The 25,594-nt window shown below is 71.0% G+C and carries 24 protein-coding genes; 13 read left to right on the plus strand and 11 right to left on the minus strand.

The window, feature by feature from the left end; translation table 11 throughout:
• The first annotated feature begins 187 nt into the window (after positions 1-187).
• The 5 genes from gap (at position 188) to ACLJOU_RS23570 (ending at position 4,010) form a co-directional block, all read left to right on the plus strand.
• Entirely contained in the window at positions 188-1,192 is a 1,005-nt protein-coding gene (gene gap, locus ACLJOU_RS23550; RefSeq protein WP_410569935.1) for a type I glyceraldehyde-3-phosphate dehydrogenase, read from the plus strand.
• Between the two features lie 5 nt (positions 1,193-1,197).
• Complete coding sequence (locus ACLJOU_RS23555) at positions 1,198-2,412, plus strand: phosphoglycerate kinase (RefSeq protein ID WP_410569936.1); 1,215 nt, start codon at positions 1,198-1,200, stop codon at positions 2,410-2,412.
• Positions 2,412-3,197, plus strand: a complete 786-nt coding sequence (gene tpiA, locus ACLJOU_RS23560) for a triose-phosphate isomerase (protein ID WP_410569938.1) — start codon at positions 2,412-2,414, stop codon at positions 3,195-3,197. Before ACLJOU_RS23555 ends, tpiA begins: the two co-directional genes overlap by 1 nt.
• Before the next feature lie 130 nt (positions 3,198-3,327).
• A complete protein-coding gene (secG, locus tag ACLJOU_RS23565; protein ID WP_410569940.1) occupies positions 3,328-3,558 on the plus strand; it encodes a preprotein translocase subunit SecG in 231 nt (76 codons plus the stop codon).
• A gap of 107 nt (positions 3,559-3,665) precedes the next feature.
• Positions 3,666-4,010: an RNA polymerase-binding protein RbpA gene (locus ACLJOU_RS23570; RefSeq protein ID WP_043788280.1), complete on the plus strand. Its 345-nt coding sequence runs from the start codon at positions 3,666-3,668 to the stop codon at positions 4,008-4,010.
• Between the two features lie 461 nt (positions 4,011-4,471).
• On the opposite strand, the gene ACLJOU_RS23575 is transcribed toward ACLJOU_RS23570, so the two are convergent.
• A complete protein-coding gene (locus ACLJOU_RS23575; protein ID WP_410569942.1) occupies positions 4,472-5,671 on the minus strand; it encodes a sensor histidine kinase in 1,200 nt (399 codons plus the stop codon).
• Between the two features lie 290 nt (positions 5,672-5,961).
• The gene (locus ACLJOU_RS23580; protein ID WP_410569944.1) at positions 5,962-7,053 is read right to left on the minus strand and encodes an FAD-dependent oxidoreductase; all 1,092 of its coding nucleotides are present in this window, start codon (positions 7,051-7,053) and stop codon (positions 5,962-5,964) included.
• Between the two features lie 70 nt (positions 7,054-7,123).
• On the opposite strand from ACLJOU_RS23580, the gene ACLJOU_RS23585 reads away from it, so the two are divergent.
• Positions 7,124-7,687: a TetR/AcrR family transcriptional regulator gene (locus ACLJOU_RS23585; protein WP_410569945.1), complete on the plus strand. Its 564-nt coding sequence runs from the start codon at positions 7,124-7,126 to the stop codon at positions 7,685-7,687.
• A gap of 487 nt (positions 7,688-8,174) precedes the next feature.
• Here ACLJOU_RS23585 and pgl read toward each other — a convergent pair whose 3' ends face one another.
• From pgl to tkt, 6 genes are read right to left on the minus strand one after another with little or no spacing between them, the layout of a single operon-like run.
• Complete coding sequence (pgl, locus tag ACLJOU_RS23590) at positions 8,175-8,954, minus strand: 6-phosphogluconolactonase (RefSeq protein ID WP_410569946.1); 780 nt, start codon at positions 8,952-8,954, stop codon at positions 8,175-8,177.
• Positions 8,951-9,958 (minus strand): glucose-6-phosphate dehydrogenase assembly protein OpcA, encoded by a 1,008-nt coding sequence (gene opcA / locus ACLJOU_RS23595; RefSeq protein ID WP_410569948.1) that lies wholly within the window; start codon positions 9,956-9,958, stop codon positions 8,951-8,953. Before opcA ends, pgl begins: the two co-directional genes overlap by 4 nt.
• Entirely contained in the window at positions 9,955-11,478 is a 1,524-nt protein-coding gene (zwf, locus tag ACLJOU_RS23600; RefSeq protein WP_410569950.1) for a glucose-6-phosphate dehydrogenase, read from the minus strand. The genes opcA and zwf overlap by 4 nt, the downstream gene beginning before the upstream one ends.
• A gap of 2 nt (positions 11,479-11,480) precedes the next feature.
• Positions 11,481-13,097, minus strand: a complete 1,617-nt coding sequence (locus ACLJOU_RS23605) for a glucose-6-phosphate isomerase (RefSeq protein WP_410569951.1) — start codon at positions 13,095-13,097, stop codon at positions 11,481-11,483.
• Between the two features lie 8 nt (positions 13,098-13,105).
• Positions 13,106-14,218, minus strand: a complete 1,113-nt coding sequence (tal, locus tag ACLJOU_RS23610) for a transaldolase (protein ID WP_410569952.1) — start codon at positions 14,216-14,218, stop codon at positions 13,106-13,108.
• 14 nt (positions 14,219-14,232) lie between these two features.
• On the minus strand, positions 14,233-16,335 hold the full coding sequence (tkt, locus tag ACLJOU_RS23615; protein WP_410569953.1) for a transketolase: 2,103 nt from the start codon (positions 16,333-16,335) through the stop codon (positions 14,233-14,235).
• 295 nt (positions 16,336-16,630) lie between these two features.
• Here tkt and ACLJOU_RS23620 point away from each other — a divergent pair, with 295 nt between their 5' ends.
• The 5 genes from ACLJOU_RS23620 to ACLJOU_RS23640 all read left to right on the plus strand — a co-directional run bounded on the left by ACLJOU_RS23620 (position 16,631) and on the right by ACLJOU_RS23640 (position 21,580).
• Positions 16,631-17,611 (plus strand): heme o synthase, encoded by a 981-nt coding sequence (locus ACLJOU_RS23620; protein ID WP_410569954.1) that lies wholly within the window; start codon positions 16,631-16,633, stop codon positions 17,609-17,611.
• 77 nt (positions 17,612-17,688) lie between these two features.
• The gene (locus ACLJOU_RS23625; protein ID WP_410569956.1) at positions 17,689-18,099 is read left to right on the plus strand and encodes a hypothetical protein; all 411 of its coding nucleotides are present in this window, start codon (positions 17,689-17,691) and stop codon (positions 18,097-18,099) included.
• A gap of 8 nt (positions 18,100-18,107) precedes the next feature.
• Positions 18,108-18,710 (plus strand): hypothetical protein, encoded by a 603-nt coding sequence (locus ACLJOU_RS23630; RefSeq protein ID WP_410569958.1) that lies wholly within the window; start codon positions 18,108-18,110, stop codon positions 18,708-18,710.
• Between the two features lie 61 nt (positions 18,711-18,771).
• Positions 18,772-21,009, plus strand: a complete 2,238-nt coding sequence (locus ACLJOU_RS23635) for a HelD family protein (RefSeq protein ID WP_410569960.1) — start codon at positions 18,772-18,774, stop codon at positions 21,007-21,009.
• Positions 21,010-21,019: 10 nt separating this feature from the next.
• A complete protein-coding gene (locus ACLJOU_RS23640) occupies positions 21,020-21,580 on the plus strand; it encodes an FKBP-type peptidyl-prolyl cis-trans isomerase (RefSeq protein ID WP_410569962.1) in 561 nt (186 codons plus the stop codon).
• 97 nt (positions 21,581-21,677) lie between these two features.
• Here the strand turns inward: ACLJOU_RS23640 and ACLJOU_RS23645 are convergent, their stop codons facing one another.
• Positions 21,678-22,646 (minus strand): quinone oxidoreductase family protein, encoded by a 969-nt coding sequence (locus tag ACLJOU_RS23645; protein ID WP_410569963.1) that lies wholly within the window; start codon positions 22,644-22,646, stop codon positions 21,678-21,680.
• A gap of 79 nt (positions 22,647-22,725) precedes the next feature.
• Here ACLJOU_RS23645 and ACLJOU_RS23650 point away from each other — a divergent pair, with 79 nt between their 5' ends.
• Both ACLJOU_RS23650 and ACLJOU_RS23655 read left to right on the plus strand, forming a co-directional pair.
• Positions 22,726-23,040, plus strand: a complete 315-nt coding sequence (locus ACLJOU_RS23650) for a hypothetical protein (RefSeq protein WP_410569964.1) — start codon at positions 22,726-22,728, stop codon at positions 23,038-23,040.
• The gene (locus ACLJOU_RS23655; RefSeq protein ID WP_410569966.1) at positions 23,037-23,897 is read left to right on the plus strand and encodes a RimK family alpha-L-glutamate ligase; all 861 of its coding nucleotides are present in this window, start codon (positions 23,037-23,039) and stop codon (positions 23,895-23,897) included. The genes ACLJOU_RS23650 and ACLJOU_RS23655 overlap by 4 nt, the downstream gene beginning before the upstream one ends.
• A 411-nt stretch (positions 23,898-24,308) precedes the next feature.
• On the opposite strand, the gene ACLJOU_RS23660 is transcribed toward ACLJOU_RS23655, so the two are convergent.
• Positions 24,309-24,509 (minus strand): hypothetical protein, encoded by a 201-nt coding sequence (locus ACLJOU_RS23660; protein ID WP_410569968.1) that lies wholly within the window; start codon positions 24,507-24,509, stop codon positions 24,309-24,311.
• A gap of 125 nt (positions 24,510-24,634) precedes the next feature.
• The gene (locus ACLJOU_RS23665; RefSeq protein WP_410569969.1) at positions 24,635-25,564 is read right to left on the minus strand and encodes an acyl-CoA desaturase; all 930 of its coding nucleotides are present in this window, start codon (positions 25,562-25,564) and stop codon (positions 24,635-24,637) included.
• Positions 25,565-25,594: the final 30 nt, after the last annotated feature.

A 25,594-nucleotide genomic window follows, 5' to 3' on the forward strand; every position in this document is an offset into this window, starting at 1 on the left:
CCGCCGTGGTCCACCCGGTGGGAACCCTCCGGAGCGGCGTCGCTTCTTAATCGATTCTTGACCCGTTCGCCAAGTGGTGGAAGTCTCGTCAGGGCAGTCAGGGACGCGCATGCCCGCACGCTAGGGTGGCCGCGAGCCCGCAAGTCACGGCCGGGGGTCCCGGCCGATCCTCAGAGGAGTGGCAGCAGTGACCGTTCGCGTAGGTGTCAACGGCTTCGGCCGCATCGGCCGCAACTTCTTCCGCGCCGTGCAGGCCAGCGGCCACGACATCGAGGTCGTCGCGTTCAACGACCTCGGCGACGTCGCCACGATGGCCCACCTGCTGAAGTACGACTCCATCCTGGGCCGGTTCCCGGGTGAGGTCAGCGTCAGCGACGAGGGCATCGTCGTCGACGGCAAGACCATCAAGGCCCTCGCCGAGCGCGACCCGGCCAACCTGCCCTGGGGCGACCTGGGCGTCGACGTCGTCCTCGAGTCGACCGGCTTCTTCACCAACGCCGACGCCGCCAAGGCGCACATCGCCGGCGGTGCCAAGAAGGTCATCATCTCCGCGCCCGCCAAGGGCGAGGACCTGACCGTCGTCCTCGGCGTCAACGACGACAAGTACGACGGCTCGCAGGTCATCATCTCCAACGCGTCCTGCACCACCAACTGCCTCGGCCCGCTGGCCAAGGTCCTCAACGACGCCTTCGGCATCGAGCAGGGCCTGATGACCACGGTCCACGCGTACACCCAGGACCAGAACCTGCAGGACGCCCCGCACAAGGACCTGCGCCGCGCCCGCGCCGCCGCCCTGAGCGTCGTCCCGACCTCGACCGGTGCCGCCAAGGCCATCGGCCTCGTCCTGCCGGAGCTGCAGGGCAAGCTGGACGGCTACGCGCTGCGCGTCCCGGTCCCGACCGGCTCGGCCACCGACCTCACCGTGACGCTGGCCAAGAGCGCCACCGTCGAGGAGATCAACGCCGCCTACAAGGCCGCCGCCGAGGGCCCGCTGGCCGGCATCCTGCGCTACAACGAAGACCCGATCGTCTCGGCCGACATCGTCACCGACCCGGCGTCCTGCATCTACGACGCGCCGCTGACCAAGGTCATCGGCAACCAGGTCAAGGTCGTCGGCTGGTACGACAACGAGTGGGGCTACTCCAACCGCCTCGCCGACCTGGTCAAGCTCGTCGGTTCGAAGCTGTCCTGACCCCGATGAGCGTCAAGAACCTCGACGACCTGCTGGGCGAGGGCGTTCAGGGCCGCTACGTGCTGGTGCGCAGCGACCTGAACGTCCCGCTCGACGGGGAACGGATCACCGACGACGGCCGGGTCCGCGCGGCGCTGCCGACGATCAAGAAGCTCGCCGACGCGGGCGCGAAGGTCGTCGTCACCGCGCACCTCGGCCGCCCGAAGGGCGAGCCGGACCCGAAGTACACCCTCGCGCCCGTCGCGAAGCGGCTCTCGGAGCTGCTCGGCGCCGAGGTCGCGCTGGCCGGTGACCTGGTCGGCGAGTCCGCGAAGGCGCTGACCGGCGGCCTCGCCGACGGCGGCGTCGTGCTGCTGGAGAACGTGCGCTTCGACGCGCGCGAGACCAGCAAGGACGCCGTGGACCGCTCCGAGCTGGCCGCCGAGCTGGGCGCGCTCGTCCCGGGCGGCGCGTTCGTCTCCGACGGCTTCGGCGTCGTGCACCGCAAGCAGGCCTCGGTCTACGAGGTCGCCTCGGTGCTCCCGGCGTACGCGGGCGGCCTGGTGCTGGCCGAGCTGGACGTGCTGAAGAAGCTGACCGACGACGTCAAGCGGCCCTACGTGGTCGTGCTCGGCGGCGCGAAGGTGTCCGACAAGCTCGGCGTCATCGCGAACCTGCTGACCAAGGTCGACCGGCTGCTGATCGGCGGCGGGATGGCGTACACCTTCCTCAAGGCCCAGGGCCACGAGGTCGGCAACTCGCTGCTGCAGGCCGACCAGCTCGACCAGGTGAAGGGCTTCCTCGCCGAGGCCGAGAAGCGCGGCGTCGAACTGGTCCTGCCGGTCGACGTCCTCGCCGCGACCGGGTTCGCGGCCGACGCCGAACACGAGGTCGTCGAGGCCACGGCCATCCCGGCCGACCGCGAAGGCCTGGACATCGGCCCGAAGACGCGTGAGCTGTTCGCGAGCAAGCTGGCGGACGCGGCGACGGTGTTCTGGAACGGCCCGATGGGCGTGTTCGAGTTCGAGGCGTTCTCCGGCGGCACCCGCGCGGTGGCCGAGGCGCTCGTGAAGAGCGACGCGTTCACCGTGGTCGGCGGCGGTGACTCGGCGGCCGCGGTGCGGCAGCTGGGCCTGCCCGAGGACGGGTTCTCGCACATCTCCACCGGCGGCGGGGCCTCGCTGGAGTACCTCGAGGGCAAGGAACTGCCGGGCGTGGTGGCACTGGAGGGGTCGAACTAGTGGCACGCAAGCCGTTCATCGCCGGCAACTGGAAGATGAACCAGAACCACCTCGAGGCGATCGCGCTGGTGCAGAAGATCGCCTTCGCGCTGCCGGAGAAGTACTACGCGAAGGTCGACGTGGCGGTGCTGCCGCCGTTCACCGACATCCGCAGCGTGCAGACCCTGGTCGACGGCGACAAGCTGTCGCTCACCTACGGCGCGCAGGACCTCGCACCGCAGGATTCGGGCGCCTACACCGGCGACATCTCGGGTCCGATGCTGGCCAAGCTGGGCTGCAAGTTCGTCACGGTCGGGCACTCGGAGCGGCGCGAATACCACGCCGAGTCGGACGAACTGGTCAACAAGAAGGTCAAGGCCGCGCTCAAGCACGGCATCACGCCGATCCTCTGCATCGGGGAGAAGCTCGAGGTCCGCGAGGCCGGCGAGCACATCCACCACACCACGACGCAGCTGATCGAGGGTCTGAAGGGCCTCAAGGCCGAGCAGATCAAGGACGTGGTGGTCGCGTACGAGCCGGTCTGGGCGATCGGCACCGGCAAGGTGGCGTCGTCCGCGGACGCCGAAGAGGTCTGCAAGGCCATCCGCGCCACCCTCCAGGAGAAGTACGGCGACGAGGTCGCTTCGTCCGTCCGGGTGCTCTACGGGGGATCGGTGAAGTCGGGCAACATCAGCGAGCTGGTGGCCTGCGAGAACATCGACGGTGCCCTGGTCGGCGGAGCGAGCCTCGACGGCGAGGAGTTCACGAAACTCTGCGCACTCGCTGCGGGCGGGCCGCTGCCCTGATCGAGGCCACGACCGGGTAGCCTGTGTATCCGGTCCGTCACACAGCAGTGGACGAGTCCAGGGGTACGGTGGTGGTCGTCGGAAACGACCATGCCGTACCCCTGCATTCTCCTAGAGCCCAGAGGATGACATGAAGCTGTTCCTGCAAATCCTGTTGATCGTCTCCAGCGTCCTGCTGGTGGTCGCCGTGCTGCTGCACCGCGGCCGGGGCGGTGGCCTGTCGTCGCTGTTCGGCGGCGGGATGCAGTCGAGCCTGGCCGGGTCGAGCGTGGCCGAGAAGAACCTCGACCGGATCACCCTGGGGCTGGGCGCGGTCTGGCTGATCAGCATCGTGGGCCTGGGTCTGCTGCTCAAGTTGTGAGGCGTCCGGCGTTCCGTCGTCGGCCGCGACCGGGTTGAGGCGGCGGGGCGCAGCGATTCGGCGTGCCTATTGGGGGGCGCGCCGCCGATTCCTAGGTGTGAGGATTCATGGTTGGCGGTAACGCGATTCGAGGCACCCGGGTGGGTGCCGGTCCTACGGGCGAATCGGAACGGGGTGAGTCGGCGCCGCGACGCCGTATTTCCTACTGGTGTGCCAACGGGCACGAGGCTCGGCCGTCGTTCGCGCTCGACGCGGAAATCCCCGACGAGTGGGACTGCCCCCGCTGCGGGCTCCCCGGCGGGCAGGACGAGAAGAACCCGCCGGCCGCGCCGCGGACCGAGCCGTACAAGACGCACCTGGCCTACGTGAAGGAGCGGCGCAGCGACGCCGACGGCGAGGCCATCCTGGCGGAGGCGCTCGACCGCCTGCGCAAGCGCCGGGAAATCCTCTAGCGGTTCCACCGAAAGCCACCCCGAGGGATGCGGACCCCCTCGAGGTGGCTTCCGCACGGCCAAACCCCGCCCGCCCGCGCGCGCATCCCGCGCGATCGGCGGGTCTCACGCGTGTCTGCGGGGCATCACCCGTGATCAGCGGGGCATCTCGCGTGAGGGGAGAGGCACCGGGGTGATGCCCGCCCGATCACGCATGATGCCTCTCGGGACACGCGTGATGCCTGCCTGATCACACGTGATTCCCTTCCCGCCACGCGCGATGACCCCGGCGGGTTGCGCGCACCTGGCTGAGCAGCCCCCGATTTCCACGCTACCGGCGGATACCGACAATTCTCGGGCCGACGGCATCGCGAACGGCGAATTCCGGTCGTTTCCGTTCGAAATCCGCCGTTCGCGGCCTCAGACGAACCGAAATCGTCGGTGTGCGCCCCTAGACTGGATACCGGGGGCCGGAGGCGTCCTCAGCGGTCCAGCGGGTAGCGCGCCCGGACGCGGAAGCCGCCGTCCTCCGTTCCCGATGTCTCGAAACTTCCGCCCAGCAGACGCGCCCGCTCGGCCAGGCCCGTCAGGCCGTGGCCGCCCGAGGGCAGCCCCTCCGCCGGGCGGCTCGCCCGCTCGTTGCGGACCTCGATCTTGAGTGCGCCGTGCTCACCCTGGATGCGGATCGTCGCCGTGGCGCCCGGGGCGTGCTTGTGGACGTTCGTCAAGCACTCCTGCACCGTCCGGTACGCCGCCGCCGAGACCTGGTTGGGCAGCGCCTCCGGCAGGTGCTCCACCGACAGGTGCACCGGCACCTCCGACGTCCGGATCAGCCGGTCGAGGTCGTTGATGCCCGGACGCGGGCCGTCGTCGTCCGGGCCCGCGCGCAGCACGCTCAGCAGCGACCGCAGCTCCTCCAGCGTCCGCTTGGACAGCATGCGGATGACCTGCGCCGTCTCCTGCGCGCGGTCGTCGGTGGTCTGGGCCTGCAGCGCACCCGCCTGCATGGCGATCAGCGTGATCTGGTGCGAGACGACGTCGTGCATCTCGCGGGCCAGCCGGGCGCGTTCCTCGGCGCGGACGGCGTCGGCGTGGAACCGGCGCTCGCGGTCGCGGCTCGTGGCCAGCTCGGCGAGCTTGTTCGAAATCTCCGTGCGCGCGCCGATGAGCAGGCCGATCGCGATCGGCATGCCGGCGACCAGGACGCCGTAGATGCCGTCCAGGATGTGCTCGCGCCAGCTGAGCTCGGCGAAGTCCTCCAGCGGCCACTGCACGAACCGGCACATCCACACCAGCGCCGCGCCGACCAGGGTCTGCCAGTGCAGCTGACGGCGGGTGGCGAGCATGCCGAGGGTGATCATCGACGCCAGCTGGGCCCAGCCGGCCAGGAAGCCGGGAACCGCGACGAGCACGGCGAGGAACGGGAACTTCCGCCGGAACACCACCGCCAGGCACGCCGCGCCGGACAGCCAGATCGAGTAGGGCTGGGCCTTCTCCGGGATCACCAGCCAGACGTCGAGCACGGCCAGGATGACCGCGGCCGCCTCGATGGAGAACGTGACGACGGCGGGGCGCGGCACCGAGCCGAACACGCTCAGCCCTCGCTTTCGCACCCGGTCGGCGGCCGACGCCCCCGAGCTCGCGATCGAGATGCCTGGAATCGAGAGTCCCTCTGTACTCATCGCTGGCGACCCCATTCGTCTTGTGGACTTGTTGGTGAGAGGCGCTCAGGGCCCGATCGGGACGCGCCGCCGCCGACAAATGTGCGGATGCTAACGAGGTGGCGTACGGAGACGGTTAGTTTCACCCGCAGTTGGTGTTCCCGCGTCCGGATTCCGTAACCGGCTGGGCCATTTGGGCGATAGTGGGCGATCGTTGCTACACAGAGTGGGAATTTCGCTTCCCGGTGTACACCAAGACGACCACATCGTGGGAATCATGTTACCCACGTGGGGTCGCCCGGCGGTAGTTCTCAGGCCGCCATGGAGCGGAGGTCGTCGCTCAGCAGGTCGTGCAGGCCCGAGGCGCAGGCCTTCGCCGTCTCGATCGACCGCGGCAGCATCCCGGCCTCGTACACGCGGACGGCTTCCTCGGCGCTCGGCGCGGTGGCCAGTGCGGTGGCCAGCTCCGTGCCGTCCAGCAGGGCGAGGTTGGCCCCGACGCCGAGCGGAGGCATCAGGTGGGCGGCGTCGCCGAGCAGCGTGAGCCGGGGCGTGCTCGTCCAGGCGTGGGGGACCGGCAGGACGTGCAGCGGCCGGTGCGTGAACCCGCCGTCGTGCTCCCGCAGGTAGGCGAGCAGGTCCGGGTGCCAGCCCGCGTACCGCTCGAGCAGGTGGTCCCGCACGGCGGTGGAATCGGCGAAGTCGAGGCCGGTGGCCCACCCTTCGGGGGCGTAGAAGGTGGCGTAGCAGCGGATGTGGCCGCTGCTGGTCCGCTGGGCGACGAGCGCCCGGCCGCCGATCTTCGTCATCATCGTCCCCTGGCCGGTCAGCGCGGCCAGGGCGGGGTGACGGCGGTCGGCGTCGTCGAGGCCGAACTCGACGAACGTGACGCCGCTGTACTCCGGCCGGACGCCGGTGAGCGCGCGCCGGACGCGGGACCACGCACCGTCGGCGCCGACGACCAGGTCGAAGTCTTCGGAGACGCCGTCGGCGAACGTCAGCCGCCCGGCCCGGGTGACGTCGGCGAGGGGGCGGCCCCAGTGGACGGTGCCGGGGGAGAGGGAGTCGAGCAGGATCCCGCGGAGCTGCCCGCGGTCGATCTCGGGGCGGAAGTCGCCGTCGGGCGTGTCGTCCATGACCACCTCGGCGGTGTGCGGGTCGACGCCGCGCATCTGCTGGCCCTCGGGACGGGCCAGCGCGCGGAACTGCTCGTCCAGCCGGGCGGTGCGGAGGGCGACCTGGCCGGTGTCGCCGTGCAGGTCGAGCGTGCCGCCCTGCGGACGCGCGCCGGCGGCGGATTCCTGCTCGAAGACGGTGACCTCGAGGCCGTGGAGCTGCAGGACGCGGGCGCAGGCGAGGCCGCTCAGGCCGGCGCCGGCGATCGCGATACGGGGAAAAGTCATGTCACTACGAAAGCAGAGTCACTCAGAAAGTGCAACGACTAAACTTTTGTAGTGAGTTAGACTTCGCCGCATGACGGAAGTGATCGGGCGCCGCGAACGCAAGAAGGCGCAGACCCGCCGGGCACTGGCCGACGCGGCACTCGCGCTGTTCCTGGAACGTGGCTACGACCAGGTGGGGGTCAAGGAGATCGCGGACGCCGCCGACGTCTCGGTGACGACGTTGTTCAAGTACTTCCCGAGCAAGGAAGCCCTGGTGTTCGACCAGGACGAGGACATCGAGGCGGCGCTGGTCCTGGCGGTGCACGGCCGACCGCCGGCGCACACGATCGTGGACGCGCTGCGGGAGCACCTGCTGCGCGGCAGCGCGGACGGCGGCCCGAGCGAGGAGTTCATCCGCCTGATCGAGAGCACCCCGGCCCTGCGTGACTACGCGAGGCGCATGTGGATGCGCCACGAGACGGCACTGGCCCGCGCGATCGCCGAGGAGTCGGGCGCGCCTCCGGACGACGTGGCGTGCGCGGCCTTGGCCCGGTTCGCGCTGGCGTCGAGGGAGCTGATCCTCGCCCACCCGAACCGCAGGCGAGCGGCGGAGGAGATCTTCGCCCGGCTGGAGCGCGGCTGGCGGACGGAGTAGGGCGCGCCGGTAGCGCGGGCGGAACGCCGGACTAGCTCAAGCGACCGGCCACGCGGAAGGAACGCCGGACTTGCTCAGGCGCGACCGGCCACGCGGGCGGCATGCCGGACTTCCTCAACCGACCGGGCGCGTGGGCGGCACGCCGGATTTGCTCAAGCGCGCTCGGCGGCGCGGGCGGCATGCCGGACTCGCTCAGGCGCGACCGGCCGCGCGGGTGGCGCGCCGGACTTCCTCAAGCGACCGGCCACGTGGGCGGCATGCCGGATTTGCTCAGGCGCGACCGGCCACGTGGGCGGCGCGCCGGATTTGCTCAGGCGCGACCGGCCGCGCGGGCGGAACGCCGGACTTGCTCAAGCGACCGGCCACCCAGAAGGCACGCCGGACCCGCTCGGCGGCAGACCCCGCCACACGGGCGACCCGGCCCGCGCGAGAACGCGCCAAAAGCGAAGGCCCCCTGCCGGAGCAAGGGGCCTTCACCGGACAACACTCAAGCCGTGGGCGGCTGGTACACCTTCGTCAGCTTCCCCGCCGCGGCCCGGTCCAGCAGCCACAACGTCCGGCGGTGGCCCCGCGCCCCCGCCACCGGGAGCTGGACTTCCCCGGCTCCCGCCAGCGCCAGCGCCACCGCGTCGGCCTTGGCCTCGCCGGCCGTCATCAGCCACACGTCGCGCGCGCGGCGGATCGCCGGCAGGGTCAGCGAAATCCGCGTCGGCGGGGGCTTCGGGCAGTTGCGCACCGCCACCACCGACCGTTCGGTTTCGTGCACCGCCGGGGACTCCGGGAACACCGATGCCGTGTGGCCCTCGCCGCCGAGGCCCAGCAGCATGATGTCGAACGACGGGACGTCCCCGTGGTCCTCCGGCCCGGCCTGTGACGCCAGCACGTCGGCGTAGGCCGCGGCCGCCGCGTCGACGTCGGTACCGAACTCGCCGTCGGACGGGGCCATCACGTGGACCCGCTTCGGATCCAGCGGGACGTGGTCCAGGAGCGCCTCGCGCGCCTGCTTCTCGTTCCGCTCGTCCGAATCCGCCGGGACGAACCGCTCGTCGCCCCAGTAGATGTCCAGCCGGGACCAGTCGATCGCGTCCCGGGCCGAGGACTCCCGCAGCTCCGACAGGACCGCGATCCCGGTCCCGCCACCGGTCAGTACCAGGGACGCCGACCCCTTGGCCGCCTGGACGTCCACCAGCCGGGTGACCAGGCGGGCCGCCGCCGCGGCCGCCAGGAGGTCCTGGTTCGCGTAGACGACGACTTCCGTCTTGCTCATTTCGCCGTACCCGAAGCAGCCGAGCCGGCCGCCGCGGCCGGCGACGTCACGTCGGCCTTGGGCGGCGCGCCCGTCTTGCCGTTCGTGCCCGACGTGATCTTGCCCAGGCCCCGCAGGGCCGCTTCGTAGACCTCGTCCGGGTCGAGCCGGCGGAGCTCCTCGACCAGGCAGTCCTGGGTGCTGCGCCGCTGCAGCGCGATCCGGCGGGTCGGCTGGCCCGGCTGGGTCAGCGTGCCCACGCGGCCGTCCGGCCGGTGCAGCTCCACCGGCCCCGAGCGGCGGTCCAGCGTCACCGAGATGATCCCGGCCGCCCCCGAGCTCTTGACCCGCTTGACCGGCACCTTCAGGTACTCGGCCAGCCAGGCGGCCAGCAGCTCGGTCGACGGCGAATCGGCCTCGCCGGTCACCGTCGCGCCGGTGATCTTCTCGTACGGCGGCAGGTCCAGCGCCGACACGAGCTGGGCGCGCCAGTGCGTCAGGCGCGTCCAGGCCAGGTCGGTGTCGCCTTCGGTGTACGCCTTCGCCCGCGTGGTCAGCGCCTTGACGGGGTTCTTCTCCGCGGCCGAGTCGGTGATCCGGCGCTGGGCCAGCTCGCCGAGCGGGTCCTTGTCCGGGTCCTTCGGGCCGGGGCCCGGCCACCAGCACACGATCGGCGCGTCCGGCAGCAGCAGCGGCACCACGGCGCTCTGGCCCTGCGCGGCCAGCGGTCCGTAGAGCCGCAGCACGATGACCTCGCTCGCGCCGGCGTCGCCGCCGACGCGGATCTGGCCGTCGATGCGCGGCGCCGCCGTGCGGGCGCCCTTGGCCACCACGATCACCCGCGACGGGTGTTCGCGGCTGGCGCCGTTGGCCGCTTCGATCGCCGCTTCGAGGTGGCTGTCGTCATCGGCCACGATGACCAGCGTCAGCACCCGCCCCAGCGCGACTTGGCCGCCCTGTTCGCGGATCTCCACCAGCTTCTTGTTCAGTGCCGAAGTCGTGGTGGACGGCAGGTCGATGATCACGGGCGCCTCCATTTCCGGCCGGTGCGCTCCAGCATTTCGTCGGCGGACGCCGGGCCCCACGTGCCGGGCGCGTACTGCTCCGGCGAGCCTTCCTTCGCCCAGTGGTCGAGGATCGGGTCGAGGATCTTCCAGGAGAGCTCGACCTCTTCGTTCACCGGGAACAGCGACGGCTCGCCGAGCAGGACGTCCAGGATCAGGCGTTCGTAGGCCTCGGGGGAGGACTCGGTGAACGCGTGCCCGTACCCGAAGTCCATCGTGACGTCGCGGACCTCCATCGTGGTCCCCGGCACCTTCGAGCCGAAGCGCAGCGTGATGCCTTCGTCCGGCTGTACCCGGATGACCAGGGCGTTCTGCCCCAGCTCCTCGGTCGACGTCGAGTCGAACGGCAGGTGCGGCGCCCGCTTGAACACGACGGCGATCTCGGTGACGCGGCGGCCGAGCCGCTTGCCGGTGCGCAGGTAGAACGGCACCCCGGCCCAGCGGCGGTTCTGCACCTCCAACGTCACCGCCGCGTAGGTCTCGGTCTTCGAGTCCTTCGCGAAGCCCTCTTCCTGCAGCAGGCCGGGCACCTTCGTGCCGCCCTGCCAGCCACCGGCGTACTGCCCGCGGGCGGTGGTCTTGCTCAGCGGCCCGACCGGCGTGACGCCGGAGAGGACCTTGATCTTCTCCGCGCGCAGGGCCCGCGGCTCGAACGACAGCGGCTCCTCCATCGCGGTGAAGGCCAGCAGCTGCAGCAGGTGGTTCTGGATGACGTCGCGGGCCGCGCCGATGCCGTCGTAGTACCCCGCGCGGCCGCCGAGGCCGATGTCCTCGGCCATGGTGATCTGCACGTGGTCGACGTAGTTGGCGTTCCAGATCGGCTCGAACAGCTGGTTCGCGAAGCGCAGCGCCAAGATGTTCTGCACCGTCTCCTTGCCGAGGTAGTGGTCGATGCGGAACACCGACTCCTCGGGGAAGACGTCGTTGACGATCGCGTTCAGCTCTTCGGCGCTCTTCAGGTCGTGCCCGAAGGGCTTCTCGATGACGACGCGCCGCCAGGTGTTCTCGTCGGCGTTCGCGAGCCCGGAGCGGGCCAGCTGCTTGGTCACCACCGGGAACGCGCCGGGCGGGATCGACAGGTAGAACGCGGTGTTGCCGCCGGTGCCGCGTTCCTCGTCGAGGTCGCGGACCGTCTTCGCGAGCCGGTCGAACGCATCGTCGTCGTCGAAGGTGCCCTGCACGAACCGGATGCCCTCGGCGAGCCGGTTCCACACCGACTCCTTGAACGGCGTCCGCGCGTGCTCCTTGACCGAGTCGTGCACGAGCTCGCCGAAGTCCTGGTGCTCCCAGTCGCGGCGGGCGAACCCGACGAGCGAGAAGCCCGCGGGCAGCAGCCCGCGGTTGGCCAGGTCGTAGATGGCGGGCATCAGCTTCTTGCGGGCCAGGTCACCGGTGACGCCGAAGATCACCAGGCTGGAGGGCCCGGCGATGCGCGGGAGCCGCTTGTCCCGCGGATCGCGCAGCGGATTGGTCCAGGTCATGCTCAGCCCTCCTGTACCGCGCGGACGACGGCCGCGAGGCCCGCGGCCCGGTCGGCCAGGTGCAGGCGCAGCACCGGGCGGCCGTGCTCGGCGAGCACCTGCCCGTCGCCCAGGGCCTGCGCGTGCTGCAGCTGCCCCAGCGTGTACGGCCGGTCCGGCACGTCGAGGTCCTGCTCGACGGCGCCGGTCAGCTGCAGGAAGACGCCGTTCTGGTGGCCGCCCTTGTGGTACTGGCCGGTGGAGTGCAGGAACCGCGGGCCCCAGCCGAACGTCGTCTGCTTCCCGGTGCGCTTGGCGATCTCCCCGCGCAGCAACGACGTCGAGGCGTCGTCGAGCCGGTCGAGGTAGGCCTGCACCGCGATGTAACCCGCGTCCGGCGCCGAGGCGAAGAACGCCCGGAGCACGTCGGTCAGGCTGCCCTCGGTGGCCACCCCGTCGGAACCGAAGATCTCGACCGGACCGTCCACATTGGACGCCGTCTCGCCGCCCTTCAGCTTCTCCGGGTCGTCCAGCAGCGCGCGGGCCGCCTTCTTCGCCGCCTCGACGTCCGGCTGGTCGAACGGGTTGATCCCGATCAGCCGGCCGGCCAGCGCCGTGGCGAACTCCCAGAGCAGGAACTGCGCGCCGAGCGAGCCGGTGACGGAGATCTTCGCCGCCCCCTGCGGGCTGCCGATCGCCGTCGGGGTCGCGTCGGCCTTCGCGTCGGCGAAGCCGGGCGCCTCCGGGCTCTCGACCGCGACCGGCAGGAGGCCGGTGCCCTGCTTGCCGGTGGACTCCGCGATCAGCTGTTCCGCCCAGTCCGGGAAGCCCTTGATGCCGGAACCGGTGTCGGCCAGCACGACCTTCTCGGCGCCGGCCTCGTGCGCGGCGGCCCACGCGGCGGCCAGCTTGACCGCCGGGTTGTCCGCCGAGTCCGAGGCGAGCTCCTCGGCCACCGAAGCGGCCTGGTCGAGCAGCCGGGCGACGTCCGCGCCGGCCAGGCCGGCCGGGACGAGCCCGAACGCGGTCAGCGCCGAGTAGCGGCCGCCGACGTGCGGGTCGGCGAGGAAGACCTTGCGGTATCCCTCCTTTTCGGACAGTTCCTGGAACGGCGAGCCGGGGTCGGTGACGACCACGATCCGCCGCGCCGCGTCGATCCCCGCGTCGGTGAAGGCCTTCGCGAAGATCCGCCGGTGGCTGTCGGTCTCGACGGTGCCGCCCGACTTCGAGGACACCACGATCACGGTGCGCTCGAGGTCACCGGCCAGCGCGTCGGCCACCTGGCCCGGGTCGGTGGTGTCGAGGACGGTCAGCGCGACGCCGTCGGTCGCGGTGATCACCTCCGGCGCCAGCGACGAACCGCCCATGCCGGCCAGCACCACCCGGTCGACGCCTTCGGACCGCAGTTCGGTCCGCAGCGCCTCGATCTCGCCGATCAGCGGCCGGGACGACTTGTGCAGCGTCGTCCACGACAGCCGGATCGACGCCTCGGATTCGGCGTCCGGCCCCCAGAGCGTCGCGTCCTGCGCCGCCAGCTTCGAGGCGGCCTGGTCGGCGACCAGCCGCTCGGCCAGCGGCGTGGCCCGCTCCGCCAGTTCGGCGTCCACGATCTCGACGCCGGTCTTTTCGCCTGTCGTCATGTCGTGCGTCAGCCCTTCGCCTGCTCGAGCTGGCCGTTCACGGTGTCGAGGAGCTCGGTCCACGACTTCTCGAACTTCTCGACGCCCTCGTTCTCCAGCGTGAGGAACACGTCGCGGATGTCGATGCCGACGGCCTCGAGCTGGTCGAAGACCTTCTGCGCGTCCTTGCCGTGGCCGCTGACCCGGTCGCCCTGGAGGTCGGCGTGCTCGGCGACGGCGTCGAGGGTCTTCTCCGGCATCGTGTTGACGGTGTTCTTCACCACGAGGTCGTCGACGTAGAGCGTGGGGGAGTAGTCCGGGTTCTTCACCCCGGTCGAAGCCCACAGGGGGCGCTGCGCGTTCGCGCCGTCGGCCGCGAGGGCCTTCCAGCGGTCCGTGGCGAAGAGCTCCTCGAAGGCCGCGTAGGCGAGCCGGGCGTTGGCGACGGCCGCCTTGCCGCGCAGGGCCAGGGCCTCGTCGGTGCCGATGGCTTCCAGGCGCTTGTCGATCTCGGTGTCCACGCGGGACACGAAGAACGACGCCACCGAGTGGATGCCGCGCAGGTCGTGGCCGTTGGCCTTCGCCTGCTCCAGGCCGGCGAAGAAGGCCTCGATGACCTTCTTGTACCGCTCGACGGAGAAGATCAGCGTGACGTTGACGCTGATGCCCTCGGCCAGGGTCTTGGTGATGGCCGGCAGGCCCTCTTCGGTGGCCGGGATCTTGATCAGCACGTTCGGCCGGTCGACGGTCTTCCACAGGTCCTTCGCCTCGGCCACCGTCTTGTCGGTGTCCTTGGCCAGGCGCGGGTCGACCTCGATGGAGACCCGGCCGTCGACGCCGTTCGTGGCGGTGTAGACGTCGCGGAACAGGTCCGCGGCGTTGCGCACGTCGGTCGTGGTCAGGTCGCGGATGGTCGCCTCGACGTCGGCACCCTGGGCGGCCAGCTCCCGCGTCCGCTCGTCGTAGGCGTCGCCCTTCGACATCGCGTTGGCGAAGATCGTCGGGTTGGTCGTCACGCCCACGACGTGCTTGTCGCGGATCAGGGCGGCCAGGTTGCCGGTGTTCAGGCGTTCACGCGAAAGGTCGTCGAGCCAGATCGATACGCCGGCTTCGGACAGCGCCGCGAGCTTGTCGTTGCTCATAACTGTCATCCCCTTCAGGAATTCTTGGTGTTCTGGATCGAGCGACGGGCGGCCTCGACGACGGCTTCCGCGGTGAACCCGAACTCACGGAACAGTGTGGCCGCGTCGGCCGACGCACCGAAGTGCTCGATCGAAACGTTCACCCCGGCGTCACCCGTGAAGCGGTGCCACGACTGGGCGATGCCCGCCTCGACGGACACGCGGGCCTTCACGGCGGCCGGGATGACGGATTCGCGGTAGGCCGCGTCCTGCGCGTCGAACCACTCGACGCACGGCATGGACACGACACGCGCCTTGACGCCGTCGGCGTCCAGGGTCTTCTTCGCCTCGACCGCCAGCTGGACCTCGGAACCGGTGGCGATGAGAACCACGTCCGGGGTGCCGTCGCTCTCGGCGAGCACGTACCCGCCCTTCGCGACGCCCTCGGCGCTGGTGCCCTCGAGCACCGGCACGTTCTGGCGGGTCAGCGCCAGCCCGGACGGGTGGTCGGTGTCCTCCAGCACGGCCTTCCAGGCGTACGCGGTCTCGTTGGCGTCCGCCGGGCGGACGACGTTGAGGCCCGGGATCGCGCGCAGCGCGGAGAGCTGCTCGATCGGCTGGTGCGTCGGGCCGTCCTCGCCGAGGCCGATGGAGTCGTGCGTCCAGACGTAGGTGACCGGCGCCTTCATCAGCGCGGCCAGCCGGACCGGCGGGCGCATGTAGTCGGAGAAGATGAGGAACGTCGCGCCGTACGGGCGGGTGCCGCCGTGCAGCGCGATCCCGTTGAGGATCGAGCCCATGGCGTGCTCGCGGACGCCGAAGTGCAGCGTCCGGCCGTACGGGTTGGCCTGCCACATGTCGGTGGCGGCCTTCTCGGGACCGAACGAGTCGGCGCCCTTCATCGTCGTGTTGTTGCTCTCGGCCAGGTCGGCCGAGCCGCCCCACAGCTCCGGCAGCGGCTCGGCGAGGGCGTTGAGCACCTCACCGGAGGCCTTGCGGGTCGCGACGCCCTTGGCGTCCGGCTCCCACTTCGGCAGGTTGTCGGCGAAGCCCTCGGGCAGGGTGCGGGTGGCCATCCGGTCGCCGAGCTTCTTGCGCTCCGGGTTGGCCTGGGCCCAGGCTTCGTACTTCTCCTGCCACTCGGCGTGCGCGGCCCGGCCGCGCTCGGCCGCCTGGCGGGTGTGCTTGAGCACGTCGTCCTCGACGACGAACGACTGGTCCGGGTCGAAGCCGAGGATCTTCTTCACCGCGGCGACCTCTTCGCCGCCCAGCGCGGCGCCGTGCGCCTTGCCGGTGCCCATCTTCTTCGGCGCCGGGTAGCCGATCACGGTCCGCAGGGCGATGAACGACGGCCGCTGGGTCTCGGCCTTGGCGTTCTTGATGGCCTCCTCGATCGCGACGACGTCCTCGCCGCCTTCGACGACCTGGGTGTGCCACCCGTAGGCCTCGTAGCGCGCGACGGTGTCTTCGGACAGCGCGATGTTCGTGTCGTCCTCGATCGAGATCTTGTTGTCGTCGTAGAAGACGATCAGGTTCCCCAGCTCCTGGCGGCCCGCGATGGACGAGGCCTCGGAGGTGACACCCTCTTCGATGTCGCCGTCGGAGGCGATCACGAAGATGTGGTGGTCGAAGATGCTCTCGCCGGGCGCGGCGTCCGGGTCCAGCAGGCCGCGCTCGCGACGGGCGGCCATCGCCATGCCCACGCCGTTCGCCAGGCCCTGCCCGAGCGGGCCGGTGGTCGTCTCGACGCCGTCGGTGTGGCGGTACTCCGGGTGACCGGGGGTCTTGGAGCCCCACTTGCGCAGCTGCTTGAGGTCCTCGAGCTCGAGGCCGTAGCCGGCGAGGAACAGCTGGATGTAGAGGGTCAGGCTGGAGTGCCCGGCCGACAGGATGAACCGGTCGCGGCCCGGCCAGTGCTGGTCGTTGGGGTCGTGGCGCATGGTGCGCTGGAACAGCGTGTAGGCCAGCGGCGCCAGGCTCATCGCGGTGCCGGGGTGACCGCTGCCGCAGTTCTCCACGGCGTCGGCGGCCAGCACCCGGACGGTGTCCACGGCGCGGGTGTCGGTGTCGGTCCAGTCGGCGGGCGTGTTGCGCCGGAGGAGTGGGTTGTTCTCGCTGGTAGTGGCGGTTTCGGACACTGAACTCCAACTCCCGGTCATGATGGTTGCGGCTGGTCTTCCTCGTTCCGGTTACCCGTACACGCGGCTACTTATCTCAATCGATCCCGAAGGGACGATATTCCTGCTCGCGGCCATGTGCAGGGGCAATCGCGGCCCGTCGCGGCCAGCCTAGTGCTTGGGCCGGTCGAGGACCCGCGATCACCCACGCGATTCACCACGTCTAACATCGTTCGAGGGTTCAGTCCGGCAGGTTTGCGCGGCACCACCACTGCCTACCCGGACTTGCCCGCCCGAACCTGACGCAGGGAGAGAAATGTCGTTGGTGAACGCTGCGCACGGACGCAGTGACGACACCAGCGCCGTGCACCCGACCGGTGAGCGACCGCACGGTGACCGGCGAAGCTTCCGCCGGGTCGTCGGGGCCTACGCCGCGCTGGCCAAGCCGCGGGTGATCGAGCTCCTGCTGGTGACCACCATCCCGGCGATGTTCCTCGCCGGCCGGCAGATCCCCTCGCCGTGGCTGGTCCTGGCCACGCTGGTCGGCGGGACGATGGCCGCGGGCAGCGCGAACGCGCTCAACTGCGTGATCGACGCGGACATCGACAAGGTGATGAACCGCACGAAGCGCCGCCCGCTGGTCAAGGACTCGGTGCCCCGCCGCGGCGCGCTGGTCTTCGGCCTGGTGATGGGGGTCGCCTCGGCCGCCGTGCTCTACCTCACGGTGAACCTGCTCTCGGCGATCCTGGCGATCGCGACGATCCTCTTCTACATCTTCGTTTACACGCTGGGCCTGAAGCGGCGCACGTCGCAGAACGTGGTCTGGGGCGGCGCGGCCGGCTGCATGCCGGTGGTCATCGGCTGGGCGGCCGTCACCGGCACGGTCCAGTGGCCGGCGTTCGTGATGTTCGGCGTGATCTTCTTCTGGACCCCGCCCCACACGTGGGCCCTGGGCATGAAGTACCGCGACGACTACGAGCGCGCGGGCGTCCCGATGCTCCCGGTGGTCGCCACGGCCCAGCACGTCGCCCGCCAGATCGTCATCTACTCGTGGGTGATGGTGGCGTGGACGCTGCTGCTGCTCCCGGTGACGTCGTGGCTGTACGGCACGTTCGCGATCCTCGCGGGCGGCTGGTTCCTCTTCTACGCGCACAGCCTGCAGGCGGCCGTGCGACGAGGCGAGGAGACCAAGCCGATGGCGCTGTTCCACCGGTCGAACACGTACCTGATGATCGTGTTCGTGGCCCTCGCCGTCGACTCGGCGATCGGGCTGCCCACCCTCGGCCTGCCGTTCTGAACCCGGCGGAGTTCTTCGCCGACGTCATCGAGTCCGGCACCGTCCTCGGCGCCGGCCACACCTGGTCACCCGAGCGGGTGGTCGAGCTGCGCGGCGACGACTACGCGGAGAACACCCCCGGCTCACGGACGCTGTGGCGCGACCACGGCCTGGTCGAGTTCTTCCGGCACCGCGGCCGCGCGCGGGAGCCGTGGGCGGGGGAGCACTTTCCGGTGCAGGCGCACCGGCGCCGGTATCCCGGACCCAGGCTGGTCAACCGCGTGCTCCGCGACCGCTACGGCGACTTCCCCGGCCCGGTGACGTTCGACGAGGCCGGCGCGCTGCTCGCCCGGCGGGCCATGCCGCTGGCGGAGGTGCCCTACCCGGACGAGCTGCGCACCTACTGGCAGCCCAGCGCGCGCATCATGGTGCACGTGGCCGCCGGTTCGTCCGCCGCCCGGCCCGGCGACCTCCACCGCGTCGTCAGCCGGAGCGCCGGGATCCCGTGAGAATCGCGGTGCTCAAAAAGATCGGCGTCGCCGTGGTCGCGATCGCCGTGTTCGGACTGCTCGCGCTCCTCGGCCACGGCCGGCTCGACCTCGACCAGAACCGGCTCCTCGGGACCGGCTGCGCCATCCCGGCCAAGATCACCGCCGTCCCCGGCCCGGCCCCCGACGGCGGTGCCGTCCGCGTCGCCGAGCAGGGCCCGGGTACCGCCGTGCTGGAGAACACCAGCACCCTGGCCGCCTACCGGATCGTCGTCACCTCCGGCGCCCGGACGGTGGAGGTGCCGGTGCTCACCCCGGGACAGCGGGTCGGCGTCGTCCTCGACCGGCCTGCCGTCGGCCCGGTCACCTGGCTGCCCTCGGAGTCCCTCGGCGGCTTCACGCCCGTGACCGCCGACGTCGTTCCCGGCGGAGTCCGGTACCGCTCCGGGAACTGCCGCGCGCTGACCAGCCGCGGTGCCGCCGTGCTGTTCCGTGCCCCGGACGGGCGAATCACCGGTGGGGAACAGCTCCCGCCGGCCAGCGTGTCGTGCGCGCCGGGGGAGAAGGTGCTGCCCGTCACCCTGGCGTCCGGCAGCGAGGTCTCCCCGTACTGCGCCCTCGGGACGGAATGATCGCGCGGCGGCCGCCGTTACACTTCGTTGGCTCTTTTTCCTTGAGGCGAAAGCAGGATCCTTGTCTTCGGACGACTTTTCCGCCGAGCTCGCCCGCGAGCAGGCGTACGTCACCACCCTCTACTCGAAGCTCGACGCCGAGCGCCTCGAAGCCCAGCGCCGCCTCGACGAAACCCTGCGGCAGACCGGCGGCACCCCGCAGGCCCGCACCGAGCGGGACGTCGCCACCACCCTCTACACCGACCGGCTCGCCCAGCTCGGCTCCGTCGAGCAGGGCCTGGCCTTCGGCCGGCTCGACTTCGTCCCCGAGAGCGCCGAGGAAACCACCTACATCGGCCGGCTCGGGCTGTTCGACGAAGACGACGACTACCAGCCGCTGCTGGTGGACTGGCGCGCGCCGGTCGCGCGGCCGTTCTACCTGGCCACCGCCGCGTCACCCGAAGGAGTGCGGCGGCGCCGGCACCTGCGGTCGCTGAGCCGCAAGGTCACCGGCTTCGACGACGAGATCCTCGACCTCACCGCCGCCGACCAGGGCCAGGACCTCGGGCTGGCCGGCGAAGCCGCGCTGCTGGCCGCGCTGGAGCAGCGGCGCACCGGCGAGATGAGCGACATCGTCGCGACCATCCAGGCCGAGCAGGACCGCATCATCCGCGCGCCGCTCGGCGGCGTCATGGTCGTCCAGGGCGGCCCGGGCACCGGCAAGACCGCCGTCGCGCTGCACCGCGCGGCCTACCTGCTCTACACGCACCGCCAGCAGCTCACCACGCGCGGCGTGCTCGTCGTCGGGCCGAACAGCACCTTCCTGCGCTACATCGGCCAGGTGCTGCCGTCGCTCGGCGAGACCGGCGTGCTGCTCGCCACCATCGGGCAGCTCTACCCGGGCCTGGACGCCGACGGCGCCGAGTCCCGCGACGCCACCGAGGTCAAGGGCAGGCTGGTGATGGCCGACGTGCTCGCCAACGCCGTCCGCGACCGCCAGCGCGTGCCCGAGCCGGTGCTGGAGATCGAGTACGAGCACGACGTCCTCAAGCTCGACCGCAAAACGTGCACCGACGCGCGCACCCGCGCCCGCCGGTCGCGGCGCCCGCACAACCCGGCGCGGCGCCTGTTCGTCTCCGACGTCCTCGACGCGCTGACCCGCCAGGCCGCCCGCAAGCTGGGGGAGGACCTCCTCGACGGACAGGACCTGGCCGACATCCGCGCCGAGCTGGCCGCGGACGAGAACGTCGCGGCGGCGCTGAACGAGCTGTGGCCGGTGCTGAGCCCGGAAGGCGTGCTCGACGACCTGTTCGCCGACCGCGAACGGCTCGACAGCGCGGCCGGGAAGCTGCTGCCGGAGGCGGACCGCGCTCTGCTGGAGAGCGCCCGCGACGCCCGCTGGACTCCTGCCGACGTGCCGCTGCTCGACGAGCTCGCCGAGCTGATCGGCGTCGACGACACCGAGGCCCGCGTGGAGCGCAAACGCCGGGAGCGCGAGCAACGCGCGTACGCCGAGGGCGTGCTCGACATCCTCGAACAGGACGAAGAGATCATCGACGAGGAACTGCTGCGCGTGTCCGACGTCCTCGACGCCGAGCTGTTCGCCGAGCGCCAGCAGGCGCGCAGCGAGCTGACCGCGGCCCAGCGGGCCGCGCAGGACCGGACCTGGACGTTCGGCCACGTGATCGTCGACGAGGCCCAGGAGCTGTCGGCGATGGACTGGCGGCTGCTGATGCGGCGCACGCCGAACCGGTCGATGACGCTGGTCGGCGACATCGCCCAGACCGGCGCGGCGGGCGGGGCGCGGTCGTGGGGCGAGGTGCTTTCGCCGTACGTCGAGGACCGCTGGCGGCTGGAGCAGCTGACCGTGAACTACCGCACGCCCGCCGAGATCATGGCCGTCGCGGCGCGGGTGCTCGCGGAGGTCTCTCCGGAGCTGTCGGCGCCGTCGTCGGTGCGGGAGACCGGGGTGGCGCCGTGGTCGGTGCGGCCGGCGTCCCTGGCGGCGGAGCTGCCCGGGCTGGTGGCGCGCGAACTGTCCGAAGCGGACGGTGGCACGGTGGCGGTCCTGGTGCCTTCCGGTCGTCTCGAGGCGATCTCGGCGTTGCTCGGCTCGTATGACGAACGCCTGAGCGTGCTGACGGTGGAGCGGTCGAAGGGCCTGGAGTTCGACTCGGTGGTGCTGGTCGCGCCGGACGAGGTCGTCGCGGGGTCGCCGCGCGGGCTCAACGACCTGTACGTGGCCCTGACCCGGGCCACGCGCCGGCTCGGCGTGGTCACGACCGGTGACGAAGTCCCGGCACTCTCCGTGCTTGGCTAGGGTGCCCGGCATGCAGAACATCGGGAAGATCGTGGTCGTCGCCGCGGCGGCGCTGTCGCTGGCCGCGTGCGGCCAGCAGGCCAAGACCGAAACGGCCGCCCCGGCGGGCCCGCCGGTCCCGTCGTCGAGCGCCGCGCCGGCGCCCCAGAGCAAGGGCCGCGAGTGCACCGCGGACGACGTCAAGACGACGGGCAAGTTCGGGGAAGTGCCGACGATCACCGTCCCGGACGACTGCGACCCGCCGAAGAAGCTGGTCACGAAGGACCTGTCCGAAGGCACCGGTGCCCCGGCCAAGGCCGGGCAGAAGCTGAAGATGAACTACCTGCTGGTCACGTGGTCGGACAAGCAGAAGCTGGACAGCTCCTTCGACCGCGGCAAGACGTTCGACCTCAACCTCGGCGCGGGCGAGGTCATCCCCGGCTGGGACCAGGGCCTGACGGGCATCAAGCAGGGCGGCCGCCGCCTGCTGATCATCCCGCCGGACCTGGCCTACGGCCAGGGCGGCAACGGCATGAAGCCGAACGAGACGCTGGTGTTCGTCACCGACGCCGTGGCCGTCGGCGCGGCCTGAGTCCCCAGCGCCCCAATGTGGCCTTCGGTGCGTGAGACGCACCGAAGGCCGCCTTGGGTGCGTGTGACGCACCCAAGGCCGCCTTGGGGCGCTCGGGTCAGGGGATGAGCAGGAGCTTTCCGGTGGTGCGGCGCGCCTGCAGGTCCTCGTGGGCCTTGCGGGCGTCGGCCAGGGGGTACTTGCCGCCGATGCGGATGTTCAGCTGACCCGCCGTGATGGCGTCGAAGAGCTCCTTCGCGCGCCAGTCCAGCTCTTCGCGCGTGCGGACGTAGTGGCCGGACGTCGGGCGCGTCAGGTACAGGGAGCCGCCGGAGTTGAGGCGCTGCGGGTCCAGCGGCGGCACCGGGCCGCTGGAGGCGCCGAACAAGGCGAGCAGGCCGCGGACCTTCAGGCTGGCCAGGCTGCCGTCGACGGTGTCCTTGCCGACGCCGTCGTAGACGACGTCGACGCCTTCGCCGTTCGTCAGCTCCCGGGTGACCTCGGCGAAGTCCTCACGGTCGTAGCGGATCACCTCGTCGGCGCCGGCTTCGCGGGCGAGCTTCGCCTTCTCCTCGGTCGACACCGTGCCGATGACGCGGGCGCCGCGCGCTTTCGCCAGCTGGACCAGGAGCAGGCCGACGCCACCCGCGGCCGCGTGCACTAGCACGTCGTGGCCCGGCTTGACCTCGAAGGTGGACGCGACCAGGTAGTGCGCGGTGATGCCCTGCAGCATCGTCGCGGCGGCGGTCTCCAGGGAAACGCCTTCGGGGACCTTCACCGCGACCGACGCCGGGACGAGCTTACGGACCGCGTAGCTGCCGATCGACCCCTGCCACGCGACGCGGTCGCCCGGGGCGAAGCCGGTGTCGGCGCCCGCCTCCACGACGGTGCCGGCGCCTTCGAGGCCGAGGACGAACGGCAGGTCCATCGGGTAGATGCCCTGGCGCTGGTAGGTGTCGATGTAGTTGACCCCGGCCGCGGCGACGTCGACCAGGAGCTCGCCGGCCTGCGGCGCGCGGACGTCCACTTCGGCCGGTTCGAGCACTTCCGGGCCGCCGGTCTTCGTCACCTGCACTGCGGTGGGCATGGGTCCTCCTCGGGTCGGGTTCTCCGGGTGCAACTATGGCCGAGGCCACGCTGTTCCGCGTTCCGGCCGGTTCTTCGTTATGGTTCGGGACGTGGCTGAATCCGAAGAGACCGTCGTGCCGCCGTCGAGTGCGCAGCTGGGTGCGGCGCGCAAGTTCGTGCGGGCGCACGGCAAGCCGTCCCGTGCGGTGGTGGAGAACATCGGCCGGGCGGGCGCCCGCGTGGTGCTCGTCGGCGCCGACGGCGCCCTCGGCGACGTGGTGGTGCCCTCGGTGGCCACGGGCGAAGCGCTGATCGAGGCGGTCGAGGACCTCGCGCCGGCGACGTGGGACGCGGAGACGGTCAACCAGACGAAGATCGGCCCGGAGCACCGCCGCAAGATGGCGGGCCGGTGAGCCGCACCGCGGTCCTGGTCAGCTGCGCGGAACTCCCCTCGGGTGACGGCGACGACGACGCCGTGGTGCCGGCCCTGTCCGCGCTGGGCTTTTCGGTGTCGTGGGCGCCCTGGGATTCGGACTACGACTTCGCGGCGGCCGACGCGGTGATCCTGCGCGCGACCTGGGACTACCCCGCGCGGCGCGCGGAGTTCCTGTCGTGGTGCGAGTCGGTGCCGTCGCTGTTCAACCCCGCCGGCGTGGTGCGGTGGAACACGGACAAGTCGTACCTGGTGGAGCTGCTGGACGCGGGGTTGGCGGTGGTCCCGACGGCGCTGGTCGAGCCGGGTTCGCCGGCTTCCTTCCCGTCGTCGGACTTCGTGGTGAAGCCATCGGTGGGCGCGGGGTCTCGCGGAGCGGCGCGGTTCGCTTCCGGCGCTGACGCTTCGGCGCACGTGGCCGCGTTGCACGCCGAAGGACACACGGCGTTGGTCCAGCCGTACCAGTCCAGTGTGGACAGCGCCGGCGAGCTCGCTTTGGTGTACCTGGGCGGGCTCTACTCCCACGCGTTCGCCAAAGGCGCGATGCTGGGGTCCACAATGGACGCGGCGGGACTGTACCTGGAGGAGAAGCTGACCCCGGCTTCCCCGCCGGCGGACGTGGTGGCGCTGGCCGAGGACGTCCTGGACGCGGCTTCGGCGCTGCTGGGGATCCTGCGGGCCGAGCTGCTGTACGCGCGGGTGGACGTGGTGCGCGGAGCGGACGGGCGGCCGTTGCTGCTGGAGCTGGAGCTGACGGAGCCCTCACTGGGCTTCCGCCAGGCGGACGAGGCCGCCCCGATGCGGTTCGCTTCCGCGGTGCGGCAGCAGCTGGCGTAGACGAAGGTGAAGCCACACTGCGCCAGTGTGGCTTCCTTCTCCGGACGAGCCGGCGCTCGATCGGGTCAGTTACCGGTGTTGCCGCCGCCTGCCCCACTGCCGCCGACGTGAACTTCGTGGTGCTCCAAGCGCTGCCTCCTCTGTCGGTGCCCACACCCAGGTACTGCTTCCGCAAGATCTACTACCGTGCGTGATGGTCGGCAGCTGGCGCACGCGGCTTTGCCACCGTCCTACCCCCATGATGGCGTACTAGTACACCTTGCGGTAGTGATCTGTTGTCGCGGATAGGACGGTGACCGGCAGTTGATGCCCGTCGAGGATGGCTTTCGCTCGCCACGCCATCCTCGACGGAGTCATCCGCGGAAGGGTTACCGGGTCGCCTTCAGGTGAATGCTCGCGACCGACCTGAGGTCAGTACCCGATGTCCACGCTGTTGCCGGTGTTGCCGCCGCCGCCGGCCGGCAGCGCGTAGGTGCCGGTGTTGCCGTCGGTGTTGCCGTTGACGGCGTTGCCCGTGTTCCCGCCACCTTCGCCACCGGCAATCGCTCCGGCCACCACGGCCAGCGCGGCTGCGGCCACGCTCAGCGCGAGCTTGCAGCTCTTCTTGTCCATTTTCACCGTGAGTCCCTTCGTCTGGATGGTGGCCTCACGGTAAAGAGGACTCCTTGACACGAAAGAGAACCCCCGCTTCCCTTCCGCGCCGACGATGCGGGTCCGGGCATCGTCCGGACCTGTTGTCAGGCGTTGGCCTCGGCCCGCTTGGCGGCCAGCCGGTCAGCTCGCGGCCATCGCACGTTCGTCGCCCATCCCAGCCGCTCGAACGCCCAGATCACCCGGGCCGACACATCGACCTGGCCCCGCAGCACCCCGTGGCGCGCGCAGGTCGGATCGGCGTGGTGGGAGTTGTGCCACGACTCGCCCATCGACAGCAGCGCCAGCGGCCAGAAGTTGGCCGCGCGATCGCGGCTGGCGAACGGCCGCTCGCCGATCAGGTGGCACACCGAGTTCACCGACCACGACACGTGGTGCAGGAACGCGATCCGCACCAGGCCGGCCCAGAAGAACGCCGTGACCGCGCCCCACCACGACCACGTCAGCAGGCCACCCAGCACCGCCGGGAGGGCCAGGCTCAGCGTGATCCACAGCCAGAAGTACCGGTTCACCCAGAGGACGTCCGCGTCCGCCACCAGGTCCGGGGCGAACCGGTCCGCGTTGGTCACCTCGCGGCCGAACATCCAGCCCATGTGCGCGTGCCAGAAACCACGCAGGAGCGCCGACGGGGACGTGCCGAACAGCCACGGCGAGTGCGGGTCGCCTTCACGGTCGGCGAAGGCGTGGTGGCGGCGGTGGCTGGCCACCCAGAAGATCACCGATCCCTGGACCGCCATGCTGCCCGCGATGGCCAGCCCCACCCGCAGCGGCCGCGACGCCTTGAACGCGCCGTGGGTGAAGTACCGGTGGAAGCCGACCGTCACCCCGAGCGTCGCGAACACGTAGAACGCGGCCGCGAGGACCAGGTCGACCCAGGACATGCCCCAGCCCCAGACCAGCGGGATCGCGGCCAGGAGCGCCGCGAACGGCACGAGCAGGAAGGTTTTGAGCACGATCATCTCGCCGGTGCCCCGGCGGTGGAAGACGAGCGGCTTGGGCGCGGTGCGCGACGTCATGGCGCGAACAGTAGCTCACGAATCGGACAC

The organism is Amycolatopsis sp. cmx-4-61 (assembly GCF_046548775.1).
GTDB lineage: Bacteria > Actinomycetota > Actinomycetes > Mycobacteriales > Pseudonocardiaceae > Amycolatopsis.

Excerpts from the sequence above, each read along its gene's own strand:
- ACLJOU_RS23555 (WP_410569936.1), top strand. The coding sequence starts at position 1,198 with ATGAGCGTCAAGAACCTCGACGACCTGCTGGGCGAGGGCGTTCAGGGC.
- secG (WP_410569940.1), top strand. The coding sequence starts at position 3,328 with ATGAAGCTGTTCCTGCAAATCCTGTTGATCGTCTCCAGCGTCCTGCTG.
- ACLJOU_RS23570 (WP_043788280.1), top strand. The coding sequence starts at position 3,666 with ATGGTTGGCGGTAACGCGATTCGAGGCACCCGGGTGGGTGCCGGTCCT.
- ACLJOU_RS23575 (WP_410569942.1), bottom strand. The coding sequence starts at position 5,671 with ATGAGTACAGAGGGACTCTCGATTCCAGGCATCTCGATCGCGAGCTCG.
- ACLJOU_RS23580 (WP_410569944.1), bottom strand. The coding sequence starts at position 7,053 with ATGACTTTTCCCCGTATCGCGATCGCCGGCGCCGGCCTGAGCGGCCTC.
- ACLJOU_RS23585 (WP_410569945.1), top strand. The coding sequence starts at position 7,124 with ATGACGGAAGTGATCGGGCGCCGCGAACGCAAGAAGGCGCAGACCCGC.
- pgl (WP_410569946.1), bottom strand. The coding sequence starts at position 8,954 with ATGAGCAAGACGGAAGTCGTCGTCTACGCGAACCAGGACCTCCTGGCG.
- zwf (WP_410569950.1), bottom strand. The coding sequence starts at position 11,478 with ATGACCTGGACCAATCCGCTGCGCGATCCGCGGGACAAGCGGCTCCCG.
- ACLJOU_RS23605 (WP_410569951.1), bottom strand. The coding sequence starts at position 13,097 with ATGACGACAGGCGAAAAGACCGGCGTCGAGATCGTGGACGCCGAACTG.
- tal (WP_410569952.1), bottom strand. The coding sequence starts at position 14,218 with ATGAGCAACGACAAGCTCGCGGCGCTGTCCGAAGCCGGCGTATCGATC.
- ACLJOU_RS23620 (WP_410569954.1), top strand. The coding sequence starts at position 16,631 with ATGTCGTTGGTGAACGCTGCGCACGGACGCAGTGACGACACCAGCGCC.
- ACLJOU_RS23640 (WP_410569962.1), top strand. The coding sequence starts at position 21,020 with ATGCAGAACATCGGGAAGATCGTGGTCGTCGCCGCGGCGGCGCTGTCG.
- ACLJOU_RS23645 (WP_410569963.1), bottom strand. The coding sequence starts at position 22,646 with ATGCCCACCGCAGTGCAGGTGACGAAGACCGGCGGCCCGGAAGTGCTC.
- ACLJOU_RS23650 (WP_410569964.1), top strand. The coding sequence starts at position 22,726 with ATGGTTCGGGACGTGGCTGAATCCGAAGAGACCGTCGTGCCGCCGTCG.
- ACLJOU_RS23660 (WP_410569968.1), bottom strand. The coding sequence starts at position 24,509 with ATGGACAAGAAGAGCTGCAAGCTCGCGCTGAGCGTGGCCGCAGCCGCG.
- ACLJOU_RS23665 (WP_410569969.1), bottom strand. The coding sequence starts at position 25,564 with ATGACGTCGCGCACCGCGCCCAAGCCGCTCGTCTTCCACCGCCGGGGC.